Source organism: Trichothermofontia sp., from assembly GCF_053493415.1.
In genome coordinates this window covers 39,786-52,335 of the sequence record NZ_JBRCAD010000158.1, presented here as the reverse complement: position 1 = coordinate 52,335, position 12,550 = coordinate 39,786, and the positions used below count along the sequence as shown (strand labels likewise).

The 12,550-nt window shown below is 55.8% G+C and carries 13 protein-coding genes and 1 tRNA gene; 8 read left to right on the top strand and 6 right to left on the bottom strand.

The window, feature by feature from the left end:
- Positions 1 to 152: 152 nt before the first annotated feature.
- Complete coding sequence (gene rfbB, locus ACWIUF_RS13645; RefSeq protein WP_448572986.1) at positions 153 to 1,232, bottom strand: dTDP-glucose 4,6-dehydratase; 1,080 nt, start codon at positions 1,230 to 1,232, stop codon at positions 153 to 155.
- Between the two features lie 371 nt (positions 1,233 to 1,603).
- On the opposite strand from rfbB, the gene ACWIUF_RS13640 reads away from it, so the two are divergent.
- Both ACWIUF_RS13640 and ACWIUF_RS13635 read left to right on the top strand, forming a co-directional pair.
- Positions 1,604 to 1,903 (top strand): YggT family protein, encoded by a 300-nt coding sequence (locus ACWIUF_RS13640; RefSeq protein ID WP_448572985.1) that lies wholly within the window; start codon positions 1,604 to 1,606, stop codon positions 1,901 to 1,903.
- Positions 1,904 to 2,022: 119 nt separating this feature from the next.
- The gene (locus tag ACWIUF_RS13635) at positions 2,023 to 2,313 is read left to right on the top strand and encodes a small RNA NsiR4-regulated ssr1528 family protein (protein ID WP_448572984.1); all 291 of its coding nucleotides are present in this window, start codon (positions 2,023 to 2,025) and stop codon (positions 2,311 to 2,313) included.
- A gap of 268 nt (positions 2,314 to 2,581) precedes the next feature.
- On the opposite strand, the gene ACWIUF_RS13630 is transcribed toward ACWIUF_RS13635, so the two are convergent.
- The gene (locus ACWIUF_RS13630; RefSeq protein WP_448572983.1) at positions 2,582 to 3,313 is read right to left on the bottom strand and encodes a M15 family metallopeptidase; all 732 of its coding nucleotides are present in this window, start codon (positions 3,311 to 3,313) and stop codon (positions 2,582 to 2,584) included.
- Positions 3,314 to 3,370: 57 nt separating this feature from the next.
- Positions 3,371 to 4,549: a histidine kinase gene (locus ACWIUF_RS13625; RefSeq protein WP_448572982.1), complete on the bottom strand. Its 1,179-nt coding sequence runs from the start codon at positions 4,547 to 4,549 to the stop codon at positions 3,371 to 3,373.
- Positions 4,550 to 4,895: 346 nt separating this feature from the next.
- Here ACWIUF_RS13625 and ACWIUF_RS13620 point away from each other — a divergent pair, with 346 nt between their 5' ends.
- A complete protein-coding gene (locus tag ACWIUF_RS13620; RefSeq protein WP_448572981.1) occupies positions 4,896 to 5,420 on the top strand; it encodes a peptidylprolyl isomerase in 525 nt (174 codons plus the stop codon).
- Between the two features lie 3 nt (positions 5,421 to 5,423).
- Here the strand turns inward: ACWIUF_RS13620 and dprA are convergent, their stop codons facing one another.
- Positions 5,424 to 6,644, bottom strand: a complete 1,221-nt coding sequence (gene dprA, locus ACWIUF_RS13615) for a DNA-processing protein DprA (protein ID WP_448572979.1) — start codon at positions 6,642 to 6,644, stop codon at positions 5,424 to 5,426.
- Between the two features lie 208 nt (positions 6,645 to 6,852).
- Between dprA and serA the strand changes: the two genes are divergently transcribed.
- The 4 genes from serA to ACWIUF_RS13595 all read left to right on the top strand — a co-directional run bounded on the left by serA (position 6,853) and on the right by ACWIUF_RS13595 (position 11,068).
- Positions 6,853 to 8,436: a phosphoglycerate dehydrogenase gene (serA, locus tag ACWIUF_RS13610; protein WP_448572978.1), complete on the top strand. Its 1,584-nt coding sequence runs from the start codon at positions 6,853 to 6,855 to the stop codon at positions 8,434 to 8,436.
- A 12-nt stretch (positions 8,437 to 8,448) separates the two neighbouring features.
- A complete protein-coding gene (locus tag ACWIUF_RS13605) occupies positions 8,449 to 9,264 on the top strand; it encodes an MOSC domain-containing protein (RefSeq protein WP_448572977.1) in 816 nt (271 codons plus the stop codon).
- A 129-nt stretch (positions 9,265 to 9,393) separates the two neighbouring features.
- Positions 9,394 to 9,879 carry a plastocyanin/azurin family copper-binding protein gene (locus tag ACWIUF_RS13600; protein ID WP_448572976.1) on the top strand — a complete coding sequence of 162 codons (486 nt, stop codon included), beginning with the start codon at positions 9,394 to 9,396 and terminating at the stop codon, positions 9,877 to 9,879.
- Between the two features lie 76 nt (positions 9,880 to 9,955).
- Complete coding sequence (locus ACWIUF_RS13595; protein WP_448572975.1) at positions 9,956 to 11,068, top strand: YheT family hydrolase; 1,113 nt, start codon at positions 9,956 to 9,958, stop codon at positions 11,066 to 11,068.
- Between the two features lie 17 nt (positions 11,069 to 11,085).
- Here ACWIUF_RS13595 and ACWIUF_RS13590 read toward each other — a convergent pair whose 3' ends face one another.
- Positions 11,086 to 11,211: a hypothetical protein gene (locus tag ACWIUF_RS13590; RefSeq protein WP_448572974.1), complete on the bottom strand. Its 126-nt coding sequence runs from the start codon at positions 11,209 to 11,211 to the stop codon at positions 11,086 to 11,088.
- Between the two features lie 245 nt (positions 11,212 to 11,456).
- On the opposite strand from ACWIUF_RS13590, the gene ACWIUF_RS13585 reads away from it, so the two are divergent.
- A complete protein-coding gene (locus ACWIUF_RS13585) occupies positions 11,457 to 12,197 on the top strand; it encodes a response regulator transcription factor (RefSeq protein ID WP_448572973.1) in 741 nt (246 codons plus the stop codon).
- Between the two features lie 241 nt (positions 12,198 to 12,438).
- On the opposite strand, the gene ACWIUF_RS13580 is transcribed toward ACWIUF_RS13585, so the two are convergent.
- Positions 12,439 to 12,510 (bottom strand) — tRNA-Asn (locus tag ACWIUF_RS13580).
- Positions 12,511 to 12,550 lie beyond the last annotated feature (40 nt).

Below are 12,550 nucleotides of genomic sequence, written 5' to 3'. Positions count from 1 at the left end.
AACCCAACTGGCAAATTAGCAAGACCATGATTCGGTCAGGTATCCTTTACGATCCCAGTTTCCAAGTCTACCAAAGCGGGGATACCCAGAGAAAATTATTTGCTGACGTCACTGCTGTTAAGTTTTGTGGCGGTTATGCCGCGTGGGCATGGCTACCGGGCATAGACCTGCTGGTAGTAGTCCTGGTACTCCGCCGATAGGAGCGGTTGCCACCAAGCCCGGTTATCGAGAAACCATCGCACCGTCTGGCGCAGTCCCTCAGCCACGGTCACGGTGGGTTCCCAGCCCAGTTCTGTGCGTAGTTTGGTGGCGTTGATGGCATAACGGCGATCGTGGCCCGGTCGATCTTTGACGAACGTGATCAATTGGCGACTGGGGCGCACGGGCAACGCTGGGGCCAACTCATCCATCAGATCACACAACATCTGCACCAGATCCAGGTTTTTGACCTCGTTACAGCCCCCAATGTTGTAGGTTTCTCCAGGCTGGCCCTGGTGGATGACCGTTTCTAGGGCACGGCAGTGGTCCTGGACATACAACCAGTCGCGCACGTTTTGACCATCCCCATAAATCGGCAATGGTTTCCCCAACAAAATGTTAATGCAGCAGAGGGGAATCAGCTTCTCTGGAAAGTGGAAAGGACCGTAGTTATTGGAGCAATTGGTAATGAGGGTAGGCAGTTGATAGGTATGGAAGTAGGCCCGTGCGAGGTGGTCACTGCCTGCTTTCGAGGCGGAATAGGGGCTATTGGGGGCATAGGGGGTGACTTCGGTAAAGGCTGGATCATCGGGACCTAGGCTCCCATAGACCTCATCTGTAGAGACGTGGAGGAAGCGGTAGGTGTCGGGTTGCCCCAAACTGCGCCAGTGTTGCCGGAAAGCTTCAAGCAGGGTAAAGGTCCCGACGACGTTGGTTTGGACAAAAGCAGCGGGTCCCAAAATCGAGCGATCGACGTGGGACTCTGCCGCAAAGTGGGCAACGGTATCAATTTGCTCCTGTCGCAGGACTTGCTCCACGAGCTCCCGATCGCAAATATTGCCGAGGACAAAGCGAAAATTAGGAGCAGTTTCCAAAGGGGCAAGGCTGTGGCGGTTACCCGCATAGGTGAGGGCATCCAGGACCACCAGACGATCGTCCGGGTAGTGACGGTGCCAGTAGTGAACAAAATTGGCACCAATAAAACCAGCACCACCAGTGATCAAGAGGCAACGGGGAGAACGGGCAGGGGTCATAATGTGCGGCTCAGCATGAGAAGACGTTGAAAATAGCTGCAAATAACTTGGATTGTCCAAACGGGCCTAGTGGGCTGCCATGCTTAGGATCAGTGTTCTCGACCCGCTCAGCCCGTTCGCGTCGCGTCTCCCTAGGAGAAACGAATGAGTTCCGGCCATCCTGAGAGCTTCTGTCGAAGGATCTTAGCGCCTATCTACAACCCTCAAGTTTACGACTGACAGACCACTCGGCAGCCGTTGGGGCAAATGCCATCTGGCTATCCGCAGCATACAGTTCCAGAAAGGCGCTGTTCTATCGGGGGAGGGATTGGTTAAACTAAATGGGAACGCTGTAGCCGACTTGGCGACTTTTGCATAAAACGGTTGTCCCTATGAATTCTCCTCTGCCCTTACTTTTTGACACCCTGTCAACGGCACTGCAATTTTACCTGGTCTTGTTGATTATTCGGATTCTCCTAAGCTGGTTCCCAAACGTGAATTGGTACAACCCCCCCTTTTCGATCCTGAGCCAGTTGACGGACCCTTACCTGAACCTATTTCGAGCAATTATCCCACCGTTGGGGGGGCTAGACTTTTCACCCATGCTGGCAATTTTCCTGCTGAATCCGATCCTCACCACGCTGATTAACACCCTGGCGAGTCAAATGGCCTATGGTCGCTACGGCTTCTAGCCTGACCTAGGGGCGATGGGACTCAGGGGGTGGTGCCAATAACTGTGATGGCATGATGGCCCGATCGACCTACCAATCCCCTAGAATTGGAGGGCTGTTTGTTTTCCTAATTCCAGACTATGACTGATCATGCCTCAGGCAACACCACCGGGGCGGACGCGATCGATCGGGCGATCGCGCAGGGGATTGACTTCGATGGCACCCCGATTCCCCCGGCTAAACTGGCCCTTTACCAAAAGGTCATGGCCCTAGAAGGTCAGCGGCAGCGGAGTGGGGTTTCCAACACAATGCGATCGCGCATTGTCCGGATTGGTGCCAAACACATCCCCCAAGCTGAATTAGATCAAATGCTAGTGGAGGCTGACTTCGCACCCCTCAAGGCAAAGGAAATTGCCTTTTATTACGGTTGACTGGATTGACCGGGGGCCGATGCTGGCGGCAGGGATAGGGTATCCCCAACCCAGCGACGGCACTTCCAAGCAGCCCAAGACCCAGACTGGCCAACGCCCGCAACGTCGCCAACCCCAATAAAAAGCCCCCGACGGGTCGTCAGGAGCTGGTAATCAGGGTGCATCTACCACCTCTCTATACGAGAAACCCAGCTATCGATCCGGATAGTTTTGCCAGGGGAATTGGGCATTTGGCAGGGGAAGTAGGTGGGTTAGCCAGCCGTCAATCCTACCGGTGCGCAGGGTTGTCGTGCTTGGGCACAAGACGACCATAACGGGCAATGGGGGGCTGGCTCGGATCAGTCGCCGCTGTCAACCAAGCCCACATCTGATCACCATAGGAAAAGTGCCACCATTCGTAACGGTGTTGGCAAAAACCAGCGGCAAGCATCACTTCCCGCAGCAGTTGGCGCGATCGGTGCCATGCCTGGGCTTGGGGCTCGGGATTGTCGCAAAAGTAGTCGGGATATGAACGTGGGGAGAGTTCATCGATCGCGCTACCCATTGCCACCGCATTGCCGACCGCATCTAGAAGGGTAAGATCTACGGCTGCGCCAGTGCTGTGGGGCGGCGGACAGGCCGGATCAGGATTGGGGGTCACCCAAAATTGCGCTACCTGGGTGGCAATTGCCTGCTGCTGGGCGGGGGTGAGGTGACAGGGATCGAGTCCCTGCGCCCTAGCCATCTGGGCACAGGTATAGTCCACCATAAATTGCTGGACTGCTAGGGGCCGGTAGGCATCAAAAACCTGCAGCCGCCAACCGGGCTGGCGGGCTGTGAGGTGGACCTGGGCGGCGAGAAGGCGCTCGTGGACAGATTGGCGCAAGTAAAAGGGCGAATGATGGTCATAGGGAGCGCCAAGACGTTGATAGGGGTGGGGGGTAATCCGGGCGATCATCGGATCAATTTCAACCAAGGGTTCACCACAATCTTGAATGGGAACAGTTAAATAGGGTCTCATACGGATTCGGATGGCATACCATTACCCATCAAATAGGTCAATCAAAATCACAATTTCTTAGTTGCGATGAACTGGCAGGGTGAAGTGGAAACAACTGCCTTGGTTAGTGACTGAATCCACCCAAATTTGGCCATAGTGGGCACGAATTACCCGTTGACAGAGGGATAGCCCTAACCCATAACCTTCCTGCTCTTCATCCCGTTTGAGGCGCACCTTTTCTTGGAAGATTCGTTCACGATCGGCTTCCGGAATGCCTGGCCCATTATCACAAACACTCACCTGTACCTTCTGGGTTGTTCGGTGTAGGATCGAAACTTGGATTGTCCCGGATTCGGGGGTATATTTACTCGCATTATCCAGGAGGTTCAATAGTACTTGTCGTACCCATTCGCGATCGGCATACACCAACGGTAAATCACTAGGAATATCGGTTTCTAAACGTTGGGCTTTCAGTTGCAGCTTTTCTTTAAATTGTTCAAAGACAGAGGCACATAATTGTCCTAGATTCAGCACTTGGGGTTGCACACGAATCTCTGCCGTATTGCCCCGCGCAGCTTGCAAAATGTCAGTGATCATGCGATCGATCTCGCGGATTTGGGTCCGGGCATGTTTAAGTAACTGACTCATCAGGGCCGGTGTCAGACGCGAAGCCCGCACATCGTTGGGATCTTGACTCAGTTCCAAGGTTTCAACCGCGATCGCGGCAGCCGTCAGGGGATTGCGCAGATCGTGGGCCAGCATGGCAATAATGCGATCCTTAAACTGAAGCTGCTCCTTCAATTCCTCCTGCTCTTGTTTCAGACGGAAGATCTCATCGGACAAGCGCATTAACTCAGCCGCATTGAGGATCGATGGCACACAGGCGGCATTGGGGGCTGCCTCTAGGGGAGTGGCTTGCGCTTGGCAGGCGGTGAGATAATCTTCCACCGATCGTTGCCACCGAGGCCAGCAGTTGCCAATCTGCACGACCAGGTTATTGCCGGTCAAGGTTTGGCGGGGTTCAGGGTGGATTTTGATCAGGGCAGGGGTAATGACCAGCTTAAAGTGCTCTGCCAAGTAGGGCTGTTCACTAACATCAATCACCTGGAGGTCGTAGTCGAAGCGGGCGTCAAGCTCCTTGAGATAGCTGCGAATCTGCCGAATCTGCTCCCTCGAATTGGGTCGTTTATCTACAAATAGCAGGAGTTGGAGGGGTGCCTCCGCATTAGGGGATGGGGGGATAGAAGGAGCCTGCATGTAGATTCCAGGATTTGACAGGGATAAACCGTTGGCAAGATTCACCTTATTACTTTTTTACTTTTTTTTTATCTTTACCGCAAATTGTGAGGCGTCTTGCCCCAAGCCAAGGGCGATCGGGAACGCGCCCAACGGGGGACGTTTGGTATCTGTGTCCAGCCAATGGCACAATAGCCGCAGATGACGGGGAACGGTCCACTGGTCCATCCAGGCGAAAGTCATGGGTATCACGCTAGCTACGCCTTGTATTCCGTAACCCTAACCCGCTCTTGGCAACCCGCCGGTCAATACCGGCAATCTATCGGCAATCTATCGGCAATCTATTGGCAATCTATTGGAAGATGGTATGACTGACGCAACCAATCCCCAGGTTTTTTTTGATATCACGATCGGTAACCAGCCCGCTGGACGCATTGTGATGGAGTTACGCGCCGATGTCGCCCCCCAGACGGCTGAAAATTTCCGTGCCCTGTGTACGGGGGAGAAGGGCATGGGGACCGCTGGTAAACCGCTGCACTTTAAGGGATCGGCCTTCCACCGCATTATTCCCGACTTCATGTGCCAAGGGGGCGATTTCACCAGGGGCAACGGCACGGGTGGCGAGTCCATCTACGGACGGACCTTCCCGGATGAGAATTTTCAACTCAAGCACACGGGACCGGGGCTGCTGAGTATGGCGAATGCGGGTCCCAATACCAACGGCTCCCAATTTTTTCTCACCACTGTGGCCACCCCCTGGCTGGATGGTAAACACGTGGTCTTTGGCCGTGTCATCGAGGGCATGGAGGTGGTCCGCCAGATGGAGCAGGTGGGTAGTGCTAGCGGTCGCACCAGCCAGCCCGTGGTCATCGCCGATTGCGGCCAACTGTAGAGGCTAATGGGCTTGCTGGTACCGCAGTCCTGGTAATTGGGTGACCAAATCCAACATTTCCAACTGCATGAGCGCACTACTGACAATGCCCGTCTCCATGCCTGTAGCCAGCACAATTTGATCCAGGGATGCGGCCTCAGTGGTAACGGCAGCTAATACCTTGGCCAAGTGGGGTGCCAGGTGCGGGGGTGGGGGACTAGGTGCAGGGATGGGAGGTCTGTCTAAGGTTGGGATTGCGCCCAATTGTTCCAGGAGTTTGCCCTCGTTCAGGATGACTTGGGCACCCCGGTGGAGTAGGCCCAGACAGCCGTGCGATCGCGGATTATCCAACGATCCGGGCAGTACATAGACCTCCCGACCAAACTCATTGGCTTGGTAAGCCGTGATCAACGCTCCGGACCGAGCCGGGGCTTCCATAACCAACACGGCCCGGACTAATCCCGCAATGATGCGATTACGGCGAGGAAAATTCAGGCGATCGGGTTGGGTGCCTGCCGGGTATTCACTGGTGACCCAGCCCTGCTTGAGGATGCGGTGATAGAGTTCCCGGTTGCGGCGAGGATAAATTTGATCGACGCCGGTACCCAGCACTGCGATCGTGCGACCGCCTGCGTCCAAACACGCCGTATGGGCTTCTGTATCAATGCCCTCTGCCATACCGGAGACAATCACAACCCCCTGCCGCGTGAGGGCCGTGGCAATGCGTCGGGTCCAGCGTCGTCCATACTCCGAGGGTTCACGGGTGCCCACGATCGCGATCAGCGGCACTTGCCCAGCCACTTCTGCGGGATCAACCGGCCCCTGGGTATACAGAACACTGGGCGGGCTAGGGATTTGCAGCAACAGGCGGGGATAATCGGGATCGATCGGGAGCCAAAAGTGGGGATTCTGGCGTTGATGCTCGGCAAGGAGGGTGACCGGATCGAGATCTCGACGGGCGATCGCAATCCGGTCCAGCAATTGGGGACCAATGCCCTCAACACGGCCTAGGGCAACGCGATCGGCCTCCCAAGCAGCGGCTAACGAACCAAATTCTTGCTCTAAACGGCGGATGAGGGTAGTGCCTAGGCCCTCAATTCGGGACCAAGCCAACCAAAGGGCGCGTTCGCTCATCGGGGGGGTAGATGTCTTATCTGGGGTTGATCTATCTTGCCCCAGTCCCCCACTCCAGTACCAGCGATCGGTCAATAATCCCCATCCCCAATGGGCACGAATGAGCAACATGATGCCCCACACAGGACCGCAACACAGGACCGCAACACAGTAAAATGATGTATCGGTAGTCGTGTGGCTGTCTTGGTAATCGCTGTCATTGTCGATCGCGCCTACTTCTGATTACTTCTGATCCCACGGTTGGACGGGATCAGCCCCTTGCCTCAACCCCTTGTCAGCCCGTGGGGTTAGCCTCTACTCCTTAATCGTTGTTGAACCCATGCCCAAGGTCCTTGTTTCTGACTCCATTGATCAAGCCGGAATTGATATCCTGCAACAAGTTGCCCAGGTGGATGTGAAGGTCGGCCTGCCGCCGGAGGAACTGGTGCGGATCATGCCAGAGTACGATGCGCTGATGATCCGGTCAGGGACGCGGGTCACTAAGGACATGATTGAAGCCGGTACCCAACTCAAGATCATTGGTCGGGCCGGGGTTGGGGTAGATAATGTTGATGTGGAAGCGGCTACCCGGCAAGGCATTGTGGTGGTGAATTCGCCGGAGGGCAATACGATCGCCGCTGCGGAACATGCGGTGGCCATGATGCTCTCCCTAGCCCGCCATATCCCCGATGCCAACGCTTCGGTGAAACGGGGGGACTGGCAGCGCAATCAATTCATTGGGACGGAAGTGTACAAGAAAACCCTGGGGATTGTGGGTCTCGGTAAAATCGGCTCCCATGTCGCCACGATCGCCAAGGCAATGGAAATGAAACTCTTGGCCTATGATCCCTTCATCTCACGGGAACGGGCGGAGCAGATCGGCTGTCGGCTGGTGGATTTGGAACTCCTGTTCCAGGAATCGGATTTTATTACCTTGCACGTTCCCAAGACGAAGGAAACTGCCCATTTAATCAATGCGGAAGTCCTAGCCAAGATGAAGCCGACGGCCCGGATTATCAACTGTGCGCGGGGGGGCGTGATCGATGAAGCCGCCCTGGCCAAGGCGATCGCGGACGGTCAAATCGCGGGGGCAGCCCTGGATGTGTTTGAAAATGAACCCTTGGAAGCCGACTCACCCCTGCGGGCGATCGGGAAGCAAATTGTTCTAACCCCCCATCTGGGAGCCTCCACGGCGGAAGCCCAAACTAATGTGTCTGTTGACGTTGCCGAACAGATTCGGGATGTCCTGCTGGGGCTACCGGCTCGTTCGGCGGTGAATATTCCCGGCCTCTATCCCGACATTCTGGAGAAAATGCGACCCTATCTAGAACTGGCGGAAACCCTGGGCAACCTGGTGGGGCAACTGGTTGGCGGTCGGGTTGAGTCGCTAAATGTCTCACTCCAAGGTGAATTGGCCAGTACCCAAACCCAGCCGATCGTGGTTGCCTCCCTCAAGGGACTGCTCTCCCCAGCCCTGCAAGAACGGGTGAATTACGTCAACGCCACCTTAGAAGCGCGGGAACGGGGGATTCGCGTCGTCGAAACCCGGGATGAGTCGGTGCGGGACTATTCAGGTTCCTTGCGCCTGACGGCTACCGGGTCCCTGGGCGAGCATACGGTCACCGGGGCACTGCTGGGCGATAGCGAAGTCCGGATTACCAGCATTGATGGTTTCCCCGTGAGTGTTGCCCCCAGCCGCTTTATGGTGTTCACCCGCCACCGCGATATGCCAGGGATTATTGGTAAAATTGGGTCCCTGCTGGGGAGCTTTAACGTCAATATTGCCAGTATGCAGGTGGGTCGCAAAATTGTGCGGGGGGATGCGGTGATGGTCCTGAGTATCGATGATCCCTTACCGGAAGGGATTGTTGCTGAAATCCTCAAGGTGCCGGGCATCCGTGATGCGTATACTGTTAGGCTTTAGCCGTGTTGTCACGTGAACCTACCCCAAGGCAAATCGCCTGTTCTCAGTCATATTATTGTCTACCCGATCAAATCGCTGGATGGGGTGGAAGTTACGAAGGTGGCCCTATCACCGGGGGGGACGTTGCGCCACGATCGCGAGTTTGCGATCGTGGACACCGCAGGGCACTGGGTCAATGGCAAACGCTACCCCCAGTTACACCGCATCCGAGCCACTTTTGACCTCATGTCTCGTACTACTACTTTGCGGGTTCAGGACACCGACCAAGCATCGACCTTTCACCTAGATACCGAGCGATCGCACTTGGCCACCTGGTTGAGTGACTTTTTAGGAATGACCGTCACCCTGCAACAAAATCAACACCAGGGGTTCCCCGACGATCCCCAAGCTTACGGCCCCACGGTGGTGAGTACGACCACCCTCATTGAAGTTACCCGTTGGTATGCGGCGACAGCCCTCTCACTCCTGGAGGTACGCCAGCGATTTCGGACAAATCTGGAGATTGCCGCAGTCCCAGCCTTTTGGGAAGATCACCTCTATCGCGATGATCCCGATCGCCCGGTGGATTTCCAAATTGGTCCAGTCCACCTGCAAGGGATTAACCCCTGCCAACGCTGCATTGTGCCGACGCGTAACCCCCTCACGGGGGAAGTTTTACCCGACTTTAAGCAGCAGTTTATTGCCCAGCGATCGGCCACCTTACCTGAGACTGTGGCCCGATCCCGCTTTAACCATTTCTATCGGCTGGCGGTGAATACCCGCATTGCCTCCACCGAAGCCGGAAAAATTTTGCGGATTGGGGATGCGGTAACGTTAAAAGAAGCGTAACAGACCGTGTCGGTTAGCTGCCTCGGCTGCCTCTGAATAAAGCTGCCTCTGAATACCTCTGAAATTAAAGAGGTGAGGTGGGTTACCGACCCGTCTAGTGCGCAATGGCGAATGTGAGGCAAGTCAGCAATGCAAATGATCCAGAGGTACTGTCAAGGTTGCCACCGCCGCATCCTGATCCTGGTTTTAGGAATGGTGCTGGCGTGGGCTGGGTTGGGACGATCCCCCGCGATCGCGGCTCCGAGCAATAACCCGATCGCCCAGCCCCCGATCCCCATTGAGGTCAGTCTGGGGAATGAGGCCGGAGCCCTGAAGTTTTTCCCCAATGCGCTAGAATTCACGGCTGGTCAGCGCTACAAACTGGTCCTGACCAACCCCAGCCCCCAAAAGCACTACTTCACCGCCAAGGATTTCGCCGATGCCATCTGGAGCCAAAAGGTCGAAGCGGGCAAAGTGGAAATCAAAGGGGCGATTCACGAACTGGAGCTAAAACCCAGTGCCACGGCGGCATGGGTCTTCATCCCCCAGAAACCGGGTCGCTATACCCTGCGCTGTACGATTCCCGGCCACACGGAAGCCGGGATGACGGGCACGATTACGGTAACGGCCTCATAATTGCTCCTAACGATTGCTCCATAACGGCCCGATAACCGCCCAATAACGGCCCGATAACCGCCCCGTGTCCTTATCCATGCCAACGATAACGAGCGCGACCGAATCCGCCAACTACCTGACCGGCCAGTCACTAGCCGTGGCCTTTAGCCAGCGCTACTGGCCCCCCTTAGCCCTGCGCCAGGGCCTTGCCATGACCCTCTATACGGCCCTCTGGCTAGGGAAACGTTGGCAAACCCAGGTTCAAGAACCGGAGCCAAACTACCAGGATGCCTACTTTCGCGGCGCTCAGGCGGTCCCGATCTTTGGGCGAGTGGCCATTCCCCCGTGCCCCCAGGGGACGATCGTCGCCACCTATGGCATTACCGGCAGCCTTGAGGATCAGTGGTATTTGAAAATTCTAGGCCGCAAAGCCTTTGCGCAGGGGCGGGCCGTTGTCCTGTTCGACTGGCGGGCACACGGGCAAACGGCGCAACTGTCCCCCACCCTCACCTCTGATGGTCTGTACGAGGGGGAGGATTTCGTGCGCATTGCCGCCCAAGCGAAAGCCCTAGGGTGTCCGCCTCCCTTTTGGTTTGTGGGCTATTCCCTCGGCGGCCAGTTGGCCCTTTGGGGCGTGAAGGCTGCGCAGGATCTCAGTCCTACCAGTCGTGCCCTTGGTTTGTACCCTGAAGATTTGGGTGGGGCAGCGGTGGTGTGCCCCAGTTTGGATTCCCAACGATCGCTGCAATACCTGATGCGCCATCCCCTAGGACGTTACGTCGAGCGAGCGATCGCCCGCTCGTTGCATCGCCTTGCCGAAGACCTCGCCACCGCCCATCCGGGGATGTTGGACCCGGCTGCTATTGCCCGTGCCCAAAGCATTTGGGGCTTTGACCAGGAATTGGTCATTCCCCGCCTGGGGTTTGCCAGTGTGGAGGACTACTACGCCGCCAGCAGTCCCCTCCCATTTTTACCCCACGTGCAGTTGCCCACGTTGATCCTTTATGCGGTGGACGATCCCCTGTTTGATCCCACGATCGTGCCTGACCTGCAAGCGGTGTGCGATCGCAACCCCGCCCTGCACCTGTGCCTTACCCGCTATGGGGGGCATGTAGGCTATCTGAGTAGTCGTGCCAGTCAACAGGTCAGTGGCGATCGCGATCCCTGGTGGGCCTGGAACCGGGTCCTCGAATGGTGTCATTTTCAATAGTTATAATTGATACAGGACTATTGCCAACTCAGCAATCGCGCCTTGCGCGATTGCCTGAGGGGACAGGTGATCGGCGAGGGCACAATATCCGTAATGTAGCGAAAAAAATCTTGATATAAATTACGCATACCGTACTTTTGCATAGATTTTATTTAGGGTTTGTGATAAAACTTAAGGCACTCCCTCAAGGCATGTCTAATCTTTGGAACCGCTGCTATCAGCAATCTGTGGTGGCACGACTCAGTCCAAGACCTTGCCATTTGCATCTTTAAGCCACGGCCCTGGGGTATCACCCTGGTGCGAAACCAGCGATTGGCTGTATTTTGCGGTTATCCATCCCCAGCTCTGAATGAGCAAGTAAACCCTAGCAACAGGTAAGTGAATTGGCATGACCCGGATACTGGTCATTGATGATGATCCTGCAATTTCAGAACTCGTAGCTGTCAACCTGGAAATGGCTGGTTATGATGTCAGTCGCGCCGATGATGGCATTAAGGGGCAGGCTTTGGCCGTGCAATTGGTCCCAGACCTGATCATGTTGGATTTGATGCTCCCCAAGGTAGATGGGTTAACCGTCTGTCAACGCCTGCGCCGGGATGAGCGCACTGCCGATATTCCGGTCCTGATGCTGACGGCCCTCGATCAAACCCAGGATAAGGTGGAAGGGTTTAATGCGGGTGCCGATGACTACCTGACCAAGCCCTTTGAAGTGGAAGAAATGCTAGCCCGCATTCGGGCACTGTTACGTCGGACGGATCGCCTCCCCCAAGCCGCCAAACACAGTGAAATCCTTAACTACGGTCCCCTTACCCTCATCCCAGAGCGCTTTGAAGCCATCTGGTTTGAAGAAACCGTCAAGCTCACCCATCTAGAGTTTGAACTTCTCCATTGCCTGCTGCAACGGCATGGGCAAACGGTGGCCCCTAGTGAAATCCTCAAGGAAGTTTGGGGCTATGATCCCGATGATGACATCGAAACGATTCGGGTCCATATCCGCCACTTGCGCACCAAACTCGAACCCGATCCCCGTCACCCTCGTTATATCAAAACCGTTTACGGTGCGGGCTACTGTTTGGAACTGCCTACCGATGTCCAAGCGATCGCGGAGGCCCAATCCTTGTCGTCCTAGGCAATTCCCTCCCTATCCGTCCCAATTGCCCCGATGCGAGTAGGGGCAGGCTGCGTCTTGCTGGGAGGGGGAGGGGGCATCGACAATCGGGGACACCCCGTCCACAGGTTCGAGGGCAGGTCTATGAAGATTCTCGTTCTGCTCCTACGTTGGCGATCGTCGGCTCGTGCCCGTTATGTGCAGGTCTGAATTTCGCCTGATGGGGGATGAGACCCTGACGGTCAATCTGTTCAAAATTTAACTCCCCAGGTAGGATTCGAACCTACGACCAATCGGTTAACAGCCGACCGCTCTACCACTGAGCTACTGAGGATCGTGCGAAATCCATACTAGCGACAAGTAGGAACCTTTGG